Origin of the sequence: Streptococcus sp. k-163 (assembly GCF_013277555.1) — a bacterium.
GTDB lineage: Bacteria > Bacillota > Bacilli > Lactobacillales > Streptococcaceae > Streptococcus.
The window spans coordinates 26,756-47,724 of record NZ_VMND01000021.1; the positions used below are offsets into that span (position 1 = coordinate 26,756).

Genomic DNA, 20,969 nt, shown 5'->3' on the forward strand with positions numbered 1-20,969 from the left:
CACAAAAGCCGATAACTGCAAGCCCTTTCCCTCAACTGTAGCAAAAAGCCATCCGAAGATGACTTTTTTGCTATTTAATTTCTTTATAAGTGACTTCTATGCCACGCTTAACAGCTGGACGATTGGCAATTTTTTCTGCCCATTTTACTAAATTCTGGTAACTTGAGGCATCTAAGAATTTTGCAGAACCTTGGTAAAGTTTTCCTTGAACTAACTGTCCATACCAAGACCAGATAGCAATATCTGCAATCGTATAGTCATTGCCTGCAATATAAGGTTTCTGAGCCAATTCCTTATCCAACAAATCCAACTGGCGTTTCACTTCCATCGTAAAACGATTAATTGGATATTCCAATTTTTCAGGGGCATAATTAAAGAAATGTCCAAATCCCCCACCTAGAAAAGGTGCAGCACCTGCTTGCCAGAATAGCCAATTCAAAACTTCTACCTTTTCCACAGGATTACTTGGTAGAAAAGCTCCAAATTTCTCAGCAAGGTATAGAAGAATATGAGCAGACTCAAAGACTCTTACTTCTTCAGCCCCAGACTGGTCCAACAAGGCTGGAATCTTTGAATTTGGATTGAGCTTTACGAAGTCTGAACCAAACTGATCCCCATCCATAATAGCAATCTTATACAAGTCGTAAGTCGCTTGCTCAGAACCAGCTTCTAATAATTCTTCCAATAAGATAGTGACCTTCACACCATTTGGTGTTCCCAGTGAATAAAGCTGAAAAGGTTGTTCTCCTTTTGGCAAGTCTTGTTCGAAACGGGCACCTGCTGTTGGTTTATTTAGTCCCGTAAAGGCTCCTTGATTACTAGCTTCATCCTGCCATACGGTCGGTAATTGATAAGCTGACATCAGAAACCTCCCTTATATCGCATTCTTATCAAAGCCGAGTTTGCGTTGGATAAATTTAACGATTTCGACGATGATAATCATTGAGAAGCTTCCAGCCATGACAATTCCCCATTGTGACAAGTCTAGTTTGGTTACGTGGAAGATTCCTTCAAGTGGCTCTACGACGATTGTTGCCATGAGAAGAATGAAGGATACCAAGATGGACCAGTTGAATGTCTTAGACTTGAATGGGCCAACTGTCAAGATGGATTGGTAAACAGACTTGACATTGTAAGCATGGAAGAGCTGAATCAAACCAAGGGTTGCAAAGGCCATAGTAAGGGCATCTGCATGAATGGCATGATTGTCACCCACATGCACTGGGTAAGCAATCGCAAGACCATAAACACTCATAACAATAGCTGCTTGGAGTACACCTTGATAGATGATAGAACTGAAAACACCACCTGAGAAGAAGCTTGCCTTGCGTCCACGTGGTTTATGATTCATGACACCAGGCTCAGCAAGTTCAACACCAAGAGCGATAGCTGGGAAGGTATCTGTTACCAAGTTAATCCACAAAAGATGAACTGGCTGTAAGACATCCCAACCAAACAAGGTTGATAGGAAGATGGTTAATACTTCAGCAGTATTGGCAGAAAGCAGGTATTGAATGGTCTTCTGAATGTTTGAGAAGACCTTACGTCCTTCTTCAACTGCAACAATGATAGTCGCAAAGTTATCATCTGCAAGAATCATGTCAGAAGCCCCCTTAGAAACCTCTGTACCAGTGATTCCCATACCGATACCGATATCGGCTGTTTTCAGAGCTGGCGCATCATTGACACCGTCACCTGTCATGGCAACGACCTTACCTTGTTTTTGCCAAGCCTTGACGATACGAACCTTGTGTTCTGGAGACACACGGGCATAAACAGAGTATTGACCAACTACTTTTTCAAAGTCTTCATCAGATAGCTCGTTGAGTTCAGCACCAGTTAAAACGTGGCCTTCGGTATCATTTGCATCGATGATTCCCAATCGTTTAGCAATGGCTTCTGCAGTGTCTTGGTGGTCACCTGTAATCATGATTGGACGAATTCCCGCTTCCTTAGCTACACGAACAGCCTCAGCAGCTTCAGGACGTTCAGGGTCAATCATCCCAATCAAACCAGTGAAGATTAAATCATTTTCAAGTTCTTCAGAAGTGAGATTTTCTGGAATGCTATCGATAATCTTATAAGCTCCTGCAAGGACACGCAAGGCTTGATGGGCCATTTCAGAGTTGTTTGTATGAATGAGGTTTGTAACCTTCTCATCAATCGGAGCAATATCTCCAGCCTTATCACGAAGAACACAACGTTTCAAAAGTTGGTCTGGCGCACCTTTGACCGCCACAAGGAAACGACCATCTATCAATGGGTGAACTGTTGACATGAGCTTACGGTCAGAGTCAAATGGCAACTCAGCTACACGAGGATATTTCTCTAAAAATCCTTTGACATCGTAGCCCTTGTCCAAGGCATATTGGATGAAGGCTGTTTCTGTTGGATCACCAATCAGGTTTCCTTCCACATCGATTTTCGTATCATTGGCCAAAACAACTGAACGAAGTAGTGGCATTTCAAGACCTAGTTCAATGTCATCAGCTGAGTCATGTAGGACTGCATCATAGAAGACTTTTTCGACTGTCATCTTGTTCATAGTCAGCGTACCAGTCTTATCAGAAGCGATGATTTCAGTTGAACCAAGTGTTTCAACTGCTGGCAACTTACGAACGATAGAGTTACGTTTTGCCAAAACTTGAGTACCAAGGGCAAGAACGATAGTCACGATAGCAGGAAGTCCTTCGGGAATGGCTGCAACGGCAAGCGCAACAGAGGTCATCAACTCACCAAGTGGATCTTTTCCTTGAATAAAGACACCTACAACAAAAGTAACAAGGGCAATGACCAAGATAGCATAGGTCAAGACCTTAGAAAGATTGTTCAAGTTTTGTTTGAGTGGTGTATCTGTCTCATCCGCATCTTGAAGCATACCAGCGATGTGACCAACCTCAGTATACATCCCTGTATTAACTACAACACCCATCCCACGACCATAGGTCACGTTAGAATTTTGGAAGGCCATGTTGACACGGTCCCCAATACCAGCATCTGCAGCAAGCTCGACTGTTAAGTCTTTTTCTACTGGAACAGACTCACCTGTAAGAGCTGCTTCTTCAATTTTAAGAGAGTTGGCTTCTAGTAAACGTAGGTCTGCAGGTACTACATCACCAGCTTCAAGGGCAACGATATCTCCAGGTACCAATTCTTTAGAGTCAATCTCCGCCATATGCCCATCACGAAGAACGCGAGCAGCTGGACTAGACATGGATTTGAGAGCTTCGATAGCTTCTTCGGCTTTTCCTTCTTGGTAAACACCAAAGGCAGCATTGATGATTACCACTGCTAAGATGATAATGGCATCTGCGATATCTTCCCCACCAGAAGTCACGACTGACAAGATTGCTGCCGCAACTAGGATGATAATCATCAAATCCTTAAATTGCTCGATGAATTTGACTAGGATTGATCGTTTCTCGCCTTCTTCGAGTTCATTGTGGCCAAATTCGGCAAGGCGCTTTTCAGCCTCACTTGATGACAAACCTTGCTCGGTCGCATCCACAGCCTTCAAGACCTCTTCAGGACTCTGAGTATAAAACGCTTGGCGTTTTTGTTCTTTTGACATGTGTCTCCTCCTTGACATTGTGTGCAAAACAGACTCTCTTTTCCTCATCGTATCTTTTCACGACAAACAAAAAGAGACCTGTTAATCATAACAAGTCTCGCTGTTTAAGATAGTGCCGGAAAGCATACTTTTTCAGTATAAAATTCGGAATGACGACACTATCACAGGTTTCTGCCAGCTACTCCCTTGAGTAGTTCTATTATACCAAATTTTGGGAAGTTTTAAAAGAGTAAAAACTACCTTATTTGAATTTTCCCTTGAAAACCAGTATAATGGTAAAATGCTATGTGACTAGAAAGGAAGTTGAATGAAGCAATCTATTTCAAATCTCAAGTTAGCTGAGCGTGGGGCCATTATCAGCATTTCGACCTACCTGCTCTTATCTGCAGCCAAATTGGCAACTGGTCACCTCCTTCATTCATCCAGTTTGGTGGCCGATGGTTTCAACAACGTGTCGGACATCATTGGAAATGTGGCCCTCTTGATTGGTATTCGAATGGCGCGCCAGCCTGCTGACCGAGACCACCGTTTTGGCCACTGGAAGATTGAAGATTTGGCTAGCTTGATCACTTCCATCATCATGTTTTATGTTGGCTTTGATGTGCTGAGGGACACCATTCAAAAGATTCTCAGCCGGGAAGAAACGGTCATTGATCCTCTGGGTGCAACCCTAGGAATCATTTCTGCAGCGATTATGTTTCTAGTTTATCTCTACAATACTCGCCTCAGTAAGAAATCCAACTCCAAGGCACTGAAGGCTGCTGCCAAGGACAATCTTTCTGACGCTGTTACCTCACTTGGTACTACCATTGCCATCCTGGCTAGCAGTTTCGATTATCCCATTGTGGATAAACTGGTTGCTATCATCATCACTTTCTTTATCTTGAAAACTGCCTATGATATCTTCATCGAGTCTTCCTTTAGCCTTTCAGATGGCTTCGACGACCGCCTGCTTGAGGAATATCAAAAGGCCATTATGGAAATTCCCAAAATTAGCAAGGTTAAATCTCAAAGAGGTCGCACCTACGGTAGCAACATTTACCTTGATATTACGCTAGAAATGAATCCTGACTTATCTGTTTTTGAGAGTCATGAAATCGCGGATCAAGTCGAGTCTATGCTGGAGGAGCGTTTTGGCGTCTTTGACACCGATGTCCATATCGAGCCAGCACCTATCCCTGAGGATGAGATTTTAGACAATGTCTATAAAAAATTGCTTATGCGTGAGCAATTGATTGACCAAGGAAATCAACTAGAAGAACTCTTGGCTGATGATTTTGTCTATATTCGCCAAAATGGAGAGCAGATGGATAAAGAGGCTTATAAAGCCGAAAAAGACTTGAATTCTGCTATCAAGGATATACAAATTACTTCTATCAGTCAGAAAACAAAACTCATCAGCTATGAGTTAGATGGTATCATCCACACCAGTATCTGGCGCCGCCACGAAACTTGGCAAAATATCTTTCATCAAGAAACTAAAAAAGAATAGAGAAATCCTGTCATGAGACGGGATTTTTCTATTCTTCTAGCCATCAAATTCACTTAGGTATTCATAGCGTTCGTATTTTTCAAGGAGTGCTTCGTTTTTCTCATCCAATTCTTTTTGGAGAGTAGCCAGCTTACCAAAGTCAGAGCCGTTGGCCTGCATCTCCTCTTCAATAGCAGCGATACGATTTTCCAAGGCTTCAATATCACCTTCAATACTTGCCCACTCCTGCTTTTCTTGGTAGGTCATGCGTTTCTTGTCTTCTCTGACTTTGACGACTTTCTCCTTTTCGGACTTTTGCACTTGATTGGCCATATCTGCTTCAAAGGCTTTTTCATCAAGATAGTCCGTGTAATGACCAAAGAAAGGACGAATCTTGCCATCTTCAAAAGCCAGAATCTTAGTCGCTACCTTATCCAAGAAATAGCGGTCATGGCTAACTGTCAAAACAGGACCCGCAAATCCTTGCAAGAAATTCTCCAAAACTGTCAAGGTTGCAATATCCAGATCATTGGTTGGCTCGTCCAAGAGAAGAACATTTGGTTTTTCCAAGAGCAATTTGAGGAGATAAAGACGTTTTTTCTCGCCGCCAGACAACTTCTCAATCAAGGTTCCATGCGTCGAACGTGGGAAAAGAAACTGCTCCAGTAATTCTGCAATAGAAGTCGTAGAACCACCGCTGGTCTTGACCTCTTCTGCTACTTCCTGCAAGTAATTGATAACACGCTTGCTTTCATCCAAGCCCTCAATTTGCTGAGAGAAATAGGCGATGCGAACAGTTTCCCCAATCACAACTTGTCCTTGAGTTGGCTCAAGACTTCCTGCAATCAAGTTGAGCAGGGTTGATTTTCCAACACCGTTGTCCCCAACGATTCCAATACGATCTTTAGCCTGCACCAAAAGATTAAAATCTTGCAAAATGGGCTTATTTTCATAGGCGAAGGAAACATCCTGAAACTCGATGACTTTCTTCCCGATCCGACTGGTTTCAAAGTTCATGGTCAAGTCTGTCTCCGCAGCACCACCTGAAACTTCTTTCTTCAGGTCATGGAAACGATTGATACGAGCCTGCTGCTTGGTAGCACGCGCCTGCGGTTGCCTGCGCATCCATGCCAATTCTTGCTTATAGAGTTGTTCCTTTTTGTGGTGAAGAGCTGCATCGCGCTCATCCTGTTCCGCCTTTAGGCGAACATAGTCCTGATAATTCCCCTGATATTCGGTCAAGCCAGCTCGGTCCAACTCGAAAATCCGTGTTGACAAAGCGTCCAAGAAATAACGATCGTGGGTGATAAAAAGGACGGTTTTCTTGGAATTTTTCAAAAAGAGGGTCAGCCACTCAATAGTCGCAATGTCCAGATGGTTGGTCGGCTCGTCTAGAAGCAAGAGGTCGTGGTTGCCAAGTAAAACTTGCGCCAACTGAACCCGTCTTCTTAGACCACCTGACAATTCTCCAACTGGAATAGATAAATCCTGAATACCTAGCTTGCTAAGAACCGTCTTGACCTGACTCTCAATTTCCCAAGCTTGGAGAGAGTCCATTTCTGCCATGACACGTTCCAAACGCGCCTGCTTGTCCTCACTATAGTTGAGCATGAGGAGTTCATACTCACGAATGAGTTGGATTTCCTTGAGGTCGCTGGATAGGACTGTATCCAAGACCGTCTTGTTATCATCAAAATCAGGATCCTGAGTCAAATAACCAATCTGGTAATCATTTTTAGCTGAAAAAGGACTGACATCCCCATCAAAGCCAGAAACACCAGAAAGGACATCCAAAAGGGTAGTCTTGCCCGTTCCATTGACACCAATCAAACCGATTCTGTCTAGGTCATGGATGATAAAGGAAATATCCTTAAAAACAGTCTTGTCACCGACGGATTTAGTTAGTTTTTCAACGATAAAATCACTCATTTTTTCTCCCTCAGATAAGCATGGATGGCTTGACGGTCATTTTCCAATTCTCCATCGACAATGGCATATTCAATCTCTGTTAAAATCTCTCCCAAATCTGGACCTGGTTGATAGCCATATTCCTTGATCAAAATACCACCATTAATCTGAATTTCTTTCTTGTCATGAATGGTCAAGCTCTGGTAGGTTTCTGTGATGGCTTGCGGGTTAACTTCTTTTCCTTGAGCCTGACGAAGATTTTCAGCTTGTAAAAGCAAAGCCAAGTCAAAGCGATAACAATCGCGCTTGCTCAATTCTCCCTTTTCACGCAAGACCAAAATAGTCAGTAAATCCTGTACCTGCTTGGCAAACTGACGTGAGGTCTTCCAAGCCTTCAAAAAGGGCTGCGCATTTTCAATCTCCAAAGCCCACAGTAGAGCCGCCCAGGCTTGCTCTGAAGATTCAAAGGTGAAATTAGCCTCCAAATCAAACAGTCTGTTGAGCTTGTCTTGGCTAGATGCCATATCAGGGAGATAGTCATAAGCTTGACTCTCAATCATGGAAGCCAAGCCCCTTCTCCAAAATGGAGCCAACAAGAGTTTATCAAACTCAACAAAAGTACGTTCTACAGAAATTTTCTCCAAAAGTGGCGTCAAGGTCTTCATAGCTTTAAAGGTTTCTGGCTCAAGTTCGAAGCCAAGACTGGCCTGAAAACGGAAGCCACGCATAATACGCAAAGCATCTTCGTTGAAACGCTCACTAGCCACTCCAACTGCTCGCAAAACTTGCTTTTCCAAATCTTCTAAACCATGGAACAAGTCAATGATTTCCCCTGTCTCGTCCAAGGCAAAGGCGTTGACTGTGAAATCACGGCGTTTGAGGTCTTCTTCTAGCGAACGAACAAAGGAAACCGCACTGGGTCTGCGATAGTCCACATAGACATCTTCTGTCCGAAAGGTGGTTACCTCATACTCCTCATCCCCATCTAAAACCAAGACGGTTCCATGCTCGATTCCGATATCGGCTGTTCGCGGAAAAATCTGCTTGGTCTCCTCTGGATAGGAAGAAGTCGCAATATCCACATCGTGGATGGGACGATTGAGAAGGGCATCTCGAACAGAACCCCCAACAAAATAGGCCTCAAAACCTGCTTCTTTAATTTTTTCTAATACTGGTAAAGCCTTCTGAAATTCAGAAGGCATTTGCGTTAATCTCATAATAAGTGTTCTAATCCATAGACAAGCTCATGACGCTTGACAACTTCTTTAATTCCCAAATTCACCCCTGTCATGAAGGAGCTGCGATCATAGGAGTCATGACGGAGGGTCAATCCTTCTCCCTGATTGCCAAAGATGACTTCCTGATGGGCTACCAAGCCTGGTAAACGAACTGAGTGAATCCGCATGCCATCAAAGTCAGCACCACGGGCACCTGCAATCAATTCTTCCTCATCAGGCGCACCTTGCTGGATAGACTCTCGAACCTCTGCCATCAGCTCAGCTGTTTTAATGGCTGTTCCACTCGGAGAATCCTTTTTCTTGTCATGATGGAGCTCGATAATCTCCACATTTGGGAAATATTTGGCAGCCTGCGTCGCAAACTGCATAAGTAAGACAGCACCCAAGGCAAAGTTAGGGGCGATCAAGCCACCCAAATCTTGAGCACGAGAAAATGCTTTTAGCTCTGCAATTTCTTCACTTGTGAAACCTGTTGTTCCAACTACTGGAGCAAAGCCATTTTCAAGAGCAAAACGTGTATTTTCGTAGGCAACAGTTGGAGTAGTAAAATCTACCCAGACATCTGCTTCAAAACCTGCTAAATCAGCCTTATCCTTGAAAACAGGAATACCCTGCCATTCTGACTCAGACTCAAAAGGATCCAAAACTGCTACCAAGTCCAAGTCTGGATCAGCCAAGACCATCTGACAAGCAGCTTGGCCCATCTTTCCCTTAAAACCAGCAATAATTACTCGAATACTCATCTCTACTCCTGTCTAAGATACAAAGGACCTTAGCTGCCCATGAAAAATAGGGAATGGCGCTGACTTTCCACGAAAGGCAAGACAGGCATCTTTTTTCAAGAGGCAGGTAGTCCGTGTTCAATTGCTAAGATACAAGCCATCTTAACTAGTCTAGAAGTGCCAACTAAATCACTGGAATATAACCCAGAGCAATGCTTCCTGATCCTAGGTGTGTCCCAATGACACTACCAAATGTAGCTAGTGAAATATCCGTACCCACTCCAGATTCAAGCAAGTGTTGACGCAATTCCTCAGCCTTTTCGGGAGCATTCCCGTGAATGACAATGATACGGTATTGGCCTGAAGCTGTTGTTTCCTTGATAATCTCAATTAAGCGCTTGGTTGCTTTCTTTTCAGTACGAACTTTTTCGTAAACCTCAATCACACCTTGGTCGTTGAAATAAAGGATTGGCTTAATGCTAAGCAAATTGCCCAAAATGGCAGCCCCATTTGAAAGGCGTCCACCTTTAACCAAATGATCCAAATCATCTACCATGATAAAGGCTGACGTACGGCTAATTTGAATGGCTAGCTTATCCTGAATGCTGGCAAAATCATCGCCCTGGTCACGCCAATTAAAGACGCTTTCAACCATGATACCCAGAGGAGCACTTGTAATCAAAGTGTCTGGAAAAGCAATGGTTAAGCCCTCATATTCATCTATCATATACTGGATATTTTGGTAAAAACCTGAAATTCCAGAAGATAGGAAAAGCCCCAAGGCATGGGTATAGCCTTGTTCTTTGAGCGAAGTTAATATTTCATCTAACTTAGCAATACTTGGTTGACTAGTCTTAGGCAATTCAGAAGCCTGAGCCATTTTTTGGTAAAATTCCTCAGCAGTCAGATTGATGCCTTCGACATACTCCTCACCATCAATATTGACAGGAATATCCAAGACAAATAAATCTTCTCTTTGCAAGGTCTCTGCACTGAGATAAGCAGAGGAATCTGTGATAACAGCTAGTTTCATATTAGAACTCCAAATTGATTCCTGGTAAGTCTAATGCAATTTCAGTTACTTCGTAAGTCAAACGGTTGAGCATGTTCAAACATGGACGAGCCAAAGTTTCCACCTCTTCTTGGTTCAATTCACTTGGCTCGTTAACAATACGACCATCGATATGGTTCACTTGTGAAATGGTTCCACTAATGACAAATTTATCAAATACAATCATAAAGCTCAAGATGACAATCAAGGAAGTCACTTGATTTTCTTGGTCATGTTGAATCAATTGGAAGTTCACATCCACCTTAGTTTCAGGAGCTCCATTTTCATTTTCCCATTCAAAATTACGCGCATCAAAATGATACTGACTAACAAATTCTTGTTCACGTTTAAGATTCATGTCTTTCTCCCTCGGCTACAATATTATAAGCTATTGTACCATAATTTTTTATTTTCATCTAGTTTTCTCGGATTTAGTCAATCCCGATTTCAGCTCGCACTACGTCAGCGATGGTATCAACATAGTAGTCCACTTCTTCTGTTGTAGGCGCTTCTGCCATAACACGTAAGAGGGGCTCTGTTCCACTTGGACGAACAAGGATACGGCCATTCCCTGCCATTTCAGCTTCCATCTGCTCGATAATAGCTTTGATAGCTGGCACTTCCATAGCCTTTTCCTTCATGGCATTTTCCACTCGGATATTGACTAATTTTTGTGGATAGATGGTTACTTCTGCTGCCAACTCTGACAAGCTCTTACCAGTTTCCTTCATGATTTTTGTCAATTGGACAGCTGATAATTGACCATCACCAGTTGTATTGTAATCCATCAAGATGACGTGACCAGACTGTTCACCACCAAGATTGTAGCCTGATTTTCTCATTTCTTCAACAACGTAGCGGTCGCCGACTGCAGTAACTGCCTTATTAATACCTTCGCGGTCCAAGGCCTTGTGGAAACCAAGGTTAGACATCACGGTTGTCACAATTGTATTTTGGGCCAATTGTCCTTTTTCAGAAAGGTATTTCCCGATAATGAACATAATCTTGTCACCATCGACGATGTCGCCATTTTCATCAACAGCAATCAAGCGGTCACTGTCTCCATCAAAGGCCAAACCGATAGCTGACCCGCTTTCTTTGACCACTTCTTGAAGGGCTTCTGGGTGTGTTGAACCGACATTAAGGTTGATGTTAAGACCGTCTGGTGTTTCCCCTATAATAGTCAATTGAGCTCCAAGGTCTGCAAAGATTTGACGGGCACTTGTAGATGCTGCACCATTGGCTGTGTCCAAGGCAACCTTCATTCCTTCAAGAGGAGTTCCAGTTGAAACAAGGTATCCTTCATACTTACGCAAACCTTCTGGATAATCTACCAAGGTTCCCAAGCCTTCTGCACTTGGACGAGGAAGAGTGTCTTCCTCAGCATCTAGCAAGGCTTCAATTTCTGCTTCTTTTTCGTCATCTAGTTTGAAGCCATCCCCACCAAAGAACTTGATTCCATTATCAAGGGCTGGATTATGACTAGCAGAAATCATGACACCTGCACTTGCTCCCTCTGTTTTGACCAAGTAAGCTACTGCTGGCGTCGCAAGAACACCGAGTTTATAAACGTGAATCCCTACTGAAAGGAGACCTGCCACCAAGGCTGATTCTAGCATTTCCCCTGAAATACGTGTGTCACGTCCTACAAAGACTTTCGGTGCTTCCGTTTCATGTTGACTAAGAACATAGCCTCCAAAACGTCCTAGTTTAAAGGCCAATTCTGGTGTTAGTTCTACATTAGCTTCTCCACGGACTCCATCAGTCCCAAAATATTTACCCATTTTTATAAAATCCTTTTCCTATTTTTAATTCGTTTTTGAACTAGTTGTTTTCGTTGACGAAGATGTCTCCGATGAACTACTTGTACTTGAATTTGATGTGCTTGAACTTGGTGCCACAGGCTTTGTAGTGACCTTCATGGTTGTGTCAAACGGAGTGATAACTACTGGTAAGACAACACCATTGCGGTCGATTGCCTGCAAAGGTACCGAACCACTGTAATTACCTGTAATCCGTTCGCTGGTTGGTAAAAGCGCAATAACTTTATCAATCTTAGCTAATGTTTCCTGGTCAGTTGTGACCGAAACTCGTTCATTTGACACAGTTACACTATCAAGTTGTAGCTTGGGATCAATCTGGCTTTGGTCAACTTGTGGCACAACAATCATTCCATCTCGCTTAACCTTCTTCCCAACTTTCACTGTAATCTTTTGAGGCGTTGCCACAGCGGTCAATCCACTAGGAAGATTTTCAATGTTCAAAGGAACTTCAATCGTTCCAATACTAGCATCTGTCAAATCCGCTGTCACCTTAAACTTACGAGTACTTTCCTGCATTTCACTGGCCAAGGTCACACGATTGGCACCTGTCAACACAACTGAAACTTCTGATGCAAATCCGCTAATGAAATACTGGCCATTATCATAGTGAATATCGATGGGAACATTTGCTATCGTATTGGTGTAGGTCTCCGATTTGACCTGCCTTGTGGTATTACTATTTTGAAAGTTGGTCGACGTTGCATAAATGAATAAGACACAAGCAAAAAAGAGAGATGAAATGATATATAGACTATTTTTTCTCATATTTCCAACCTCCTAGCAAACGGTCCTTGAAACTGGCTTTTTCCTCAACAGCTGGCAAAAGAATTGTTCGTAGCTCTGCTTCAAATTCTTCAATCGTCAAATCATGCTTGAAGACCCCGTTGTAGGTAATAGAAATACCACCTGTTTCCTCTGAGACAATGAAGGTCAAGGCATCAGACACTTCTGATAAACCGATAGCCGCCCGGTGTCTGGTCCCAAATTCCTTGGAAATCCCTGTACTTTCTGTCAAAGGCAGATAGGCAGAGGTGACTGCAATCCGATTTCCTCTGATAATCACAGCACCATCATGTAGAGGAGTGTTGGGAATAAAAATATTGATGAGGAGTTCTGCCGAAATTTTGGCATCCAAGGGAATTCCTGTCGCAATATATTCTTGCAAGGTTCGAACCCGTTGAATGGCAACCAGAGCACCTATCTTACGAGGACTCATGTATTCAACTGACTTGACAAAGGCACGAATCATTTGCTCTTCTGCACTTATTTGAGTAGTAGAAAAGAAATCTATCGCCCTTCCCAAGCGTTCCAAACCAGTTCGAATTTCTGGAGAGAAGATAACAACCACAGCAATGACTCCATAAGTGATAATCTGATTAATCAACCAAGAAATCGTGGTTAAACCAAGGATATTGGCCACAACCTGGGCTAATACAAAAATCAAGACCCCCCGCACCAAAATCATAATCTTGGTCCCAGCTATCGCTTTTGTAAAACGATACAAAACATAGGTCACAATCAAAATATCAAACAGATTGATGGCAATACTCCAAGGACTAGAAAACAAGCTAGTCCAATATTGCAAGTTGGATAATTGTTGAAAGTTCATCTGCTGTCTCCTCTCTGTCCAAACACGTTCCTTTCTATTATACCATTTTTCTGGCATTTTTTTCCCTATCCTACTTCATTTTAAATTAAAGAAAAAATATGATAAAATAAACTGATACTCAATGAAAATCAAAGAGCAAACTAGGAAGCTAGCCGCAGGTTGCTCAAAACAGTGTTTTGAGGTTGTGGATAGAACTGACGAAGTCAGTAACCATAGCTACGGTAAGGCGACGCTGACGTGGTTTGAATTTGATTTTCGAAAAGTATGACTAGAAAAAACAAAGGAGAAACCATGTCTCAACTCTATGATATTACCATTGTAGGTGGTGGTCCCGTCGGGCTTTTTGCAGCCTTCTATGCCCACCTACGCCAAGCCAAGGTTCAAATCATCGACTCTCTTCCACAACTAGGTGGACAACCTGCTATTCTCTACCCTGAAAAGGAAATCCTAGACGTACCAGGTTTCCCAAATTTGACTGGCGAAGAGTTGACCAACCGCTTGATTGAACAACTAAACGGCTTTGATACCCCTATTCATCTCAATGAAACGGTTCTTGAGATTGAAAAACAAGAAGAAGGATTTGCCATTACAACTTCTAAAGGTAGTCACCTGACTAAAACAGTTATCATCGCTATGGGTGGCGGTGCCTTTAAACCACGTCCGTTGGAACTAGAAGGCGTTGAGGGCTATGAAAATATCCACTACCACGTTTCCAACATTCAGCAATATGCTGGTAAGAAAGTGACGATTCTTGGTGGGGGAGACTCAGCTGTGGATTGGGCTCTGGCTTTTGAGAAAATTGCACCAACTACCCTTGTCCACCGCAGAGATAATTTTCGTGCCTTGGAACATAGTGTCCAAGCCTTGCAAGAATCATCTGTAACCATCAAGACACCATTCGTCCCTAGCCAACTACTTGGAGATGGAAAAACGCTCGATAAACTTGAAATCACAAAAGTCAAATCTGATGAAACAGAAACGATTGACCTAGACTACCTCTTTGTCAACTATGGCTTCAAATCTTCTGTCGGTAACCTTAAAAACTGGGGTCTCGACCTCAATCGTCACAAGATTATTGTCAACAGCAAACAAGAATCTAGCCAAGCAGGTATCTATGCTATCGGTGACTGCTGCTACTATGACGGAAAAATTGACTTGATTGCGACAGGTCTCGGAGAAGCTCCAACTGCTGTCAATAATGCTATCAACTACATCGACCCTGAGCAAAAAGTACAACCAAAACACTCTACTAGTTTATAAAAAAGAACCACGAGTCACATAGGATTCGTGGTTTTATAGTTCATCTACAATCTTGTTAGCTCATATCTTTCCCTTTTTTAGCAAAAATAAAAATGCTTATCAAACTGATAAAACATGTGATATAATAGGAACGGCACTAACAATACGCCTTGGAAAAGGAGGTATTACAGATGCTAGAACTTCTCAAAATAGTACTTATCGCAGTCATCGAGAGTATTATCTCATGGCTGGTGACTCGTTGGTTAGACGATTACTTCGACAAGTAACCTTCATGGTTAGTGCTATCTAACCATGAAAAAATCCCCTCGGTATTGCAGTACCGAGGGGATTTCTGTTAGCACTAAAATGCTAGAACTTCTCAATTCCCCTTTATTATCTCACATACTCTATTTAGTTGTCAAGAAACAGGTTGATATTTTGTAAGTTAGCGATATCAGGCCATTAGAAAAATAGAATCAGCCAATCACACTGATAATTCAAGGGGTTGCTTTATATCGTTATAATTCTTCCGCTATCTTATTGATTTTTCTAAGTCTGTGGTTGACACCACTTTTGCTCAGAGGGGTGCTGAGGCTATCTGCTAACTGCTGAATAGAATAGTCTGGGTGTTGAATCCGCAACTGCGCTACCTCCTGCAAATCTACTGGCAGATTTTCTAAGCCCATGATATCTTTGATTTTACTGATATTGTTGATGGTCTTCATGCTGGCAGAAACTGTTCGAGCAATATTGGCTGTCTCGGCATTATTAGCTCGATTGAGATCGTTACGAGTTTCTCGCAAAATCTTAACTCGCTCAAAATCGTCACGCGCCTGCATAGCTCCGATTACTATCAAGAAGTCCATAATGTCTTCAGCTCGCTGGAGATAGGTCACAGCTCCCTTCTTGCGCTCAAGCACCTTGGCATCCAGTAAAAATTGCTGTAGAAGGGAGGCAATCCCTTGCGCGTGGTCCAAATAAACAGAACTGATTTCCAACTGGTACTTGCCTGACTCAGGGTCACGAATGCTCCCATTTGCTAAGAAGGCACCACAAAGATAGGCACGGCCTGCTTCCTCGTCTGATAAAATCGCCCCATCAATACCTGTTTCCAGACCAAAAAAGGAGTCTGCCAAGTGCAAATCACTCAGCAGGTCCTGCACCTTTTCATCTGTAAAAACGGTATAGACCCGATTCTTGCGAAGATTGCTCCGTTGGTGGTGGCGAATTTCCGATTTGATTTCATAGAAATGGAGAAAGGACTCATAGAGGTGACGAGCCAGTTTGGCATTTTCTGTCACGACAGACAAGGTCAGGCCCGAGGTCGAGAGACCGATGCTACCAGACATTTTGATAATAGCTGATAATTCATGCCGGCTCAGATGGTGCTGACCTAGGATTTCTTCTTTTACTGCTACTGTAAAACTCATTTTCTCACCTGTATAATCCGCATCAATTCGTCCACAAGCAAATCCCCATCGTGAAAGGCACCCCCATTTTCCAAACGAAGGAAGTTGGATGAAATCACACGAGGGACCTGTTTGCAAAGACCAGAAAAATCATGTTCCACCTGCACCAAGTATTCATCAAACCGGTTGGAATTCATGTATTCCTGAGGCACTTTTTCGATATTCACCAAGACAGTGTCGATAAAAGGTCGGCCAAGGTGACGATGCAAGACTCCCACGTGGTCGCTATCTGTAAAATGTTCTGTCTCCCCACGTTGGGTCATGATATTGCAGACATAGGCGATTTCTGCCTTGGTTTCCAAAAGCGCCTGCCCGATTTCCTTAATAACGATATTAGGTAAAATCGAGGTAAAGAGGGAACCAGGTCCAAGGACAATCATGTCACTTTCAAGAATGGTCTGCACTACTCGACGGCTGGCCAGAGGCGTATCATCGTTGAGGGTATTGGTTACATAGACATGGTCAATCATGTCTGGATGGTCTGCAATATGGCTCTCTCCAGCCACCTCTGTCCCATCCTGAAAGACTGCGTGCAGGGTCAAAGGATGGTCACTGGAAGGATAAATCTTCCCTGTTGTATGGAAAAATTTGCTCAATAACTGCATGGCATTATAGGTCGAACCCTGCATTTCTGACAGACCAGCAATGATGAGATTACCCAATGGATGGCCAGCAAAGGCTCCCGCATTCTCAGAAAAGCGATACTGAAAGACTTTCTCATAAAACTTAGGCATATCTGACATGGCTACCAGGACATTACGAAGATCACCTGGCGGTGTCAATTGTTGCATATTTTTTCGGAGTTCACCTGATGAACCACCATCATCTGCCACCGTTACAATAGCAGCGATTTCCACATCTTTTTCACGCAGACTTTTAAGAATGACGGGGATCCCAGTCCCTCCACCAATCACCGTTATCTTTGGTTTTCTCATGAACGGTTTACCGTTTCCTTTCTTCGGTCTTTGTCGCGATGCCCTTCATTAACAGACCAAGTCTTGGATAAGTCCTGCGCCAAGCGTTTGGCAAAAGCCACACTACGGTGTTGTCCACCCGTACAACCCATGGCAATGGTCAAAACGGACTTCCCTTCCTTTTGGTAACTTGGCAAAATCGGCTCAATCAAGGCCAATAAATGCTTATAAAAATCTTCTGACTCAGGATGATTCATAACATAGTCATAAACTGGTTCATCCACACCCGTTTGATTACGCAGTTCTGGTAGGTAGTAGGGATTTGGCAAGAAACGGACATCAAAGACCAAGTCTGCATCAATCGGGATTCCATATTTAAAGCCAAAAGACATGACCTCGATACGGAAAGACTGGGCTTGTTCTTGGTCTGAAAACTGCTCTGCAATGGTTTTACGCAACTCACGCGGAGTAAGTTCAGTCGTATCCACCACATTTTGGCTCATATTTTTCAAAGGCGCTAAGAGTTCACGTTCCAGCTTGATTCCATCCAAAATCCGTCCATCTGCAGCTAGAGGGTGGCTTCGTCTAGTTTCCTTGTAACGAGCAACCAATTCTTTATCAGCTGCATCCAAAAAGAGAATTTTAAAGTCTAGTTCTTCCTTGTTTTCCAACTCATCCAAAACAGCTTGAATCTCTGAGAAGAAAGAACGGCTACGCATATCTACTACCAAAGCCAACTTATGGTCGTCTTCCTTTGTTTCCACCAACTGCAAAAACTTAGGCAAGAGAGCTGGTGGCATATTATCAATAGTGAAATATCCCAGGTCCTCAAAAGACTGAATGGCAACAGTTTTGCCTGCCCCACTCATTCCTGTCACAATCACCAAGTGAAGTTGTTTCTTTGTCATCTTTTTCTCCTTATATCAAAAGAAGTTTGGCAACACCAAACTTCAACTAGCTTATCCAATCTCTGCGATGACTTCGATTTCGACTTTTACATCACGAGGAAGACGAGCTACCTCCACAGCTGAACGAGCTGGAAATTCCTCTTTAAAGGCCGTTTGGTAAACCTCGTTAAAAGGAACAAAGTCGTTCATATCGCTCAAGAAACAAGTTGTTTTGACAACATGGTCAAAGTCAGTTCCTGCTTCTGCTAAAATAGCACCGATGTTTTTCAAGACTTGTTCTGTCTGTTCTTGGATCGTTTCTCCAACGATTTCCCCAGTTTCAGGAGATAAGGGAACTTGACCACTAGCAAACAAAAGATTGCCAACGATTTTTCCTTGAACATAAGGCCCGATAGCCTTTGGAGCTTTGTCTGTATGAATTGTTTTTGCCATTTCTTTTCCTCACAATTTTTCTAAGATTGCATCCCAAGTCTCATCCATCCCTGCCTTGCTGACAGATGAAAAGAGGATAAAGTCGTCACTTGGGTCAAAGTTTAATTTCTTTTTGATTGCTGATTCGTGCTTGTTCCATTTACCACGAGGAATCTTGTCCGCCTTGGTCGCAACGATGATGACCGGAATCTCATAGTACTTGAGAAATTCGTACATCTGCACATCATCTGCTGATGGATCATGACGAAGGTCAACGAGACTAACCACTGCTCGAAGATTTTCTCGAGTGGTTAAGTACTCCTCAATCATGCGCCCCCACTTTTCACGTTCCTTTTTGGAAACGCGGGCATAGCCATAACCAGGCACATCCACAAAGCGCATCTTGTCGTCGATATTAAAGAAGTTAAGAAGCTGGGTTTTACCAGGTTTACCTGATGTACGAGCCAGATTCTTACGGTTCAGCATGGTATTGATAAAGCTGGATTTACCAACATTGGAACGCCCTGCAAGAGCGATCTCTGGCAGTTCATCCTGCGGATAGTGGGATTTATTCGCCGCACTGAGCAAGATTTCAGCATTGTGTGTATTCAGTTCCATAGTCACCTCTAGGCTGTTTCTAGGATTGGTTTATCCGTTCCATCGACAGCTTCTTTAGTGATTCGGACCAATTTCACATTTTCCTGACTCGGTACTTCAAACATAACGTCCAGCATGGTTTCTTCGATGATCGAGCGAAGACCACGCGCCCCAGTCTTCCGTTCGATGGCCTTATTGGCAATTTCCTGAAGGGCTTCATCGTCAAATTCCAACTCGACATCATCATAAGAAAGCAAGGTTTGGTATTGTTTCACCAAGGCATTTCTTGGTTCTTTCAAGATGCGAACCAAGTCATCAACCGTCAATTGCTCAAGAGCTGCAAAGACAGGCAAGCGTCCAATCAACTCAGGGATAATACCGAATTTTTGAATATCTTCTGCGATGATTTCTTGCATGTAAGAGCTATTTTCATCAATCGCCTTGTTATTTTGACCAAAACCGATAACCTTTTCACCCAGACGTTGTTTGACGATTTCTTCAATACCATCAAAGGCACCACCCACGATGAAGAGGATATTTTTCGTATCAACTTGAATCATCTCTTGTTGCGGATGCTTGCGTCCACCTTGAGGTGGCACACTTGCAACTGTTCCCTCGATAATCTTGAGAAGAGCTTGTTGCACCCCTTCACCAGAAACATCACGTGTGATAGACACATTTTCACTCTTTTTGGCAATCTTGTCAATTTCATCCACATAGATAATGCCACGCTCTGCACGTTCAATGTTAAAGTCAGCAGCCTGCAAGAGTTTGAGGAGGATATTTTCCACGTCCTCACCCACATAACCAGCCTCAGTAAGAGCTGTCGCATCTGCGATTGCAAAAGGCACATTCAAGCTCTTAGCCAAGGTCTGAGCAAGGAAAGTTTTTCCTGAACCAGTTGGGCCAATCATCAAGATGTTTGACTTCTGCAAATCCACATCTTCTGACTCTTCACGCGTATCGTGGAAATTGATGCGTTTGTAGTGGTTGTAAACCGCCACTGCCAAGGCACGCTTGGCACGATCTTGACCGATTACATAGTGGTTCAAGATATGGAGAAGTTCGATTGGTTTTGGAACTTCTGACAAGTCTGCCAAGACTTCCTCAGCCAACTCCTCCCGAATGATTTCCTGGGCCAACTCCACACATTCATTACAGATAAAGGCGTTGTTGCCTGCGATTATTTTTTGTACTTCTTCTTGGCTTTTGCCACAAAATGAGCAATAAACCATCATATCATTATTCCTAGTTGTAGGCATGATTTCCTTCCGTTCTATTCTATACTATCATTCTATCTAAAATAAGGTCATGTAAAAGGCATGAACACTATTGACCAAATTGGTAAAGGCATTTAACCAGAGCAGGACAGAAAGTCCATAACGCTTTTTACGAAAAGCCTGTGCTCCTGCAAGCAAGCAGACCAAACACAGCATGGCTGTGAAAAAACCAAATATACTACGTTCCATTAGACTTCCTTTCTCTTGCGGTATTGGATGGTAAAATCATAAGGATTTTTCTCATCTTTGCTATAAAATTTGCTTGAAACTGTCTCAAAAAGAGACAGATCAAACTCTTCAGGGAAATAGGTATCTCCCTCCACCCGAGCATGAATTTGAGTCACAATCACTTCGTCAAGGTAGGGTTCAAAAGCCTGAAAAATTTGCTTCCCACCGATAATATAGAGATTCTTTTCTTGACTCTGATACCAGTCGAGAACAGACCGGACATCCTGAAAAGTAGCAACCCCGTCTATCTTTTCTGCAAAATTACGAGTCAAAATCAGTGTCTCCCGTTTTGGAAGCAAGCGACGCCCCATTCCATCAAAGGTCACACGCCCCATCAAGATAGCATGATTAAGAGTTGTTTCTTTGAAGTGTTGCAGTTCTGCTGGCAAATACCATGGCAGACGATTGTCCTTACCAATCACACCCTCTTCATCCTGGGCCCAAATAGCTACGATTTTCTTATTCATGCTTCCATCCTTTTCACTGATAGTACTATTTTATCAAAAAACTCAAAAAAAGACTGGTTTGGA

20 protein-coding genes are annotated in these 20,969 nt (G+C 42.9%); 2 read left to right on the forward strand and 18 right to left on the reverse strand.

From position 1 onward, the window contains the following. Positions 1-70: 70 nt before the first annotated feature. Positions 71-862: a glutathione-dependent disulfide-bond oxidoreductase gene (gene yghU / locus HT731_RS08255; protein WP_173278482.1), complete on the reverse strand. Its 792-nt coding sequence runs from the start codon at positions 860-862 to the stop codon at positions 71-73. A gap of 12 nt (positions 863-874) precedes the next feature. After that, positions 875-3,571 (reverse strand): cation-translocating P-type ATPase, encoded by a 2,697-nt coding sequence (locus HT731_RS08260; protein WP_173278484.1) that lies wholly within the window; start codon positions 3,569-3,571, stop codon positions 875-877. 307 nt (positions 3,572-3,878) lie between these two features. On the opposite strand from HT731_RS08260, the gene mntE reads away from it, so the two are divergent. Beyond that, complete coding sequence (gene mntE / locus HT731_RS08265; RefSeq protein WP_173278485.1) at positions 3,879-5,063, forward strand: CDF family manganese efflux transporter MntE; 1,185 nt, start codon at positions 3,879-3,881, stop codon at positions 5,061-5,063. Between the two features lie 36 nt (positions 5,064-5,099). Here the strand turns inward: mntE and HT731_RS08270 are convergent, their stop codons facing one another. The 8 genes from HT731_RS08270 to cdaA form a co-directional block, all read right to left on the reverse strand. Then, positions 5,100-6,971, reverse strand: coding sequence for an ABC-F family ATP-binding cassette domain-containing protein (locus tag HT731_RS08270; protein WP_173278487.1), 1,872 nt, complete (start codon positions 6,969-6,971; stop codon positions 5,100-5,102). Beyond that, positions 6,968-8,167 carry a CCA tRNA nucleotidyltransferase gene (locus HT731_RS08275; protein ID WP_345889944.1) on the reverse strand — a complete coding sequence of 400 codons (1,200 nt, stop codon included), beginning with the start codon at positions 8,165-8,167 and terminating at the stop codon, positions 6,968-6,970. The genes HT731_RS08270 and HT731_RS08275 overlap by 4 nt, the downstream gene beginning before the upstream one ends. Further along, the gene (gene dapB, locus HT731_RS08280) at positions 8,164-8,931 is read right to left on the reverse strand and encodes a 4-hydroxy-tetrahydrodipicolinate reductase (protein ID WP_173278489.1); all 768 of its coding nucleotides are present in this window, start codon (positions 8,929-8,931) and stop codon (positions 8,164-8,166) included. The genes HT731_RS08275 and dapB overlap by 4 nt, the downstream gene beginning before the upstream one ends. 163 nt (positions 8,932-9,094) lie before the next feature. Continuing rightward, positions 9,095-9,943, reverse strand: coding sequence for a DegV family protein (locus tag HT731_RS08285; protein WP_173278491.1), 849 nt, complete (start codon positions 9,941-9,943; stop codon positions 9,095-9,097). Between the two features lies 1 nt (position 9,944). Then, positions 9,945-10,319 (reverse strand): DUF1149 family protein, encoded by a 375-nt coding sequence (locus HT731_RS08290; protein WP_001050079.1) that lies wholly within the window; start codon positions 10,317-10,319, stop codon positions 9,945-9,947. A 73-nt stretch (positions 10,320-10,392) separates the two neighbouring features. Further along, the gene (glmM, locus tag HT731_RS08295; RefSeq protein ID WP_173278493.1) at positions 10,393-11,745 is read right to left on the reverse strand and encodes a phosphoglucosamine mutase; all 1,353 of its coding nucleotides are present in this window, start codon (positions 11,743-11,745) and stop codon (positions 10,393-10,395) included. Between the two features lie 24 nt (positions 11,746-11,769). After that, a complete protein-coding gene (locus HT731_RS08300) occupies positions 11,770-12,549 on the reverse strand; it encodes a CdaR family protein (protein ID WP_173278495.1) in 780 nt (259 codons plus the stop codon). Beyond that, complete coding sequence (gene cdaA / locus HT731_RS08305) at positions 12,536-13,393, reverse strand: diadenylate cyclase CdaA (protein ID WP_205380597.1); 858 nt, start codon at positions 13,391-13,393, stop codon at positions 12,536-12,538. The genes HT731_RS08300 and cdaA overlap by 14 nt, the downstream gene beginning before the upstream one ends. Before the next feature lie 291 nt (positions 13,394-13,684). Between cdaA and HT731_RS08310 the strand changes: the two genes are divergently transcribed. Next, positions 13,685-14,653: an NAD(P)/FAD-dependent oxidoreductase gene (locus HT731_RS08310; RefSeq protein ID WP_173278498.1), complete on the forward strand. Its 969-nt coding sequence runs from the start codon at positions 13,685-13,687 to the stop codon at positions 14,651-14,653. Between the two features lie 497 nt (positions 14,654-15,150). Here the strand turns inward: HT731_RS08310 and whiA are convergent, their stop codons facing one another. Genes whiA through HT731_RS08350 form a run of 8 tightly spaced genes read right to left on the reverse strand, consistent with a single transcriptional unit; the run spans position 15,151 to position 20,906 of the window. Continuing rightward, entirely contained in the window at positions 15,151-16,062 is a 912-nt protein-coding gene (gene whiA, locus HT731_RS08315) for a DNA-binding protein WhiA (RefSeq protein ID WP_173278500.1), read from the reverse strand. Then, positions 16,059-17,036: a YvcK family protein gene (locus tag HT731_RS08320; RefSeq protein ID WP_061759428.1), complete on the reverse strand. Its 978-nt coding sequence runs from the start codon at positions 17,034-17,036 to the stop codon at positions 16,059-16,061. Before HT731_RS08320 ends, whiA begins: the two co-directional genes overlap by 4 nt. Next, on the reverse strand, positions 17,033-17,923 hold the full coding sequence (gene rapZ / locus HT731_RS08325; protein ID WP_061759429.1) for an RNase adapter RapZ: 891 nt from the start codon (positions 17,921-17,923) through the stop codon (positions 17,033-17,035). The genes HT731_RS08320 and rapZ overlap by 4 nt, the downstream gene beginning before the upstream one ends. A 51-nt stretch (positions 17,924-17,974) precedes the next feature. After that, positions 17,975-18,355 (reverse strand): RidA family protein, encoded by a 381-nt coding sequence (locus HT731_RS08330; protein WP_001140420.1) that lies wholly within the window; start codon positions 18,353-18,355, stop codon positions 17,975-17,977. A gap of 9 nt (positions 18,356-18,364) precedes the next feature. Next, positions 18,365-18,952 (reverse strand): ribosome biogenesis GTP-binding protein YihA/YsxC, encoded by a 588-nt coding sequence (yihA, locus tag HT731_RS08335; protein WP_061759430.1) that lies wholly within the window; start codon positions 18,950-18,952, stop codon positions 18,365-18,367. A gap of 8 nt (positions 18,953-18,960) precedes the next feature. After that, complete coding sequence (gene clpX, locus HT731_RS08340; RefSeq protein WP_025169664.1) at positions 18,961-20,193, reverse strand: ATP-dependent Clp protease ATP-binding subunit ClpX; 1,233 nt, start codon at positions 20,191-20,193, stop codon at positions 18,961-18,963. Positions 20,194-20,229: 36 nt separating this feature from the next. Next, a complete protein-coding gene (locus HT731_RS08345) occupies positions 20,230-20,400 on the reverse strand; it encodes a hypothetical protein (RefSeq protein WP_000442261.1) in 171 nt (56 codons plus the stop codon). After that, positions 20,400-20,906 (reverse strand): dihydrofolate reductase, encoded by a 507-nt coding sequence (locus HT731_RS08350; protein ID WP_001035150.1) that lies wholly within the window; start codon positions 20,904-20,906, stop codon positions 20,400-20,402. Before HT731_RS08350 ends, HT731_RS08345 begins: the two co-directional genes overlap by 1 nt. Positions 20,907-20,969 lie beyond the last annotated feature (63 nt).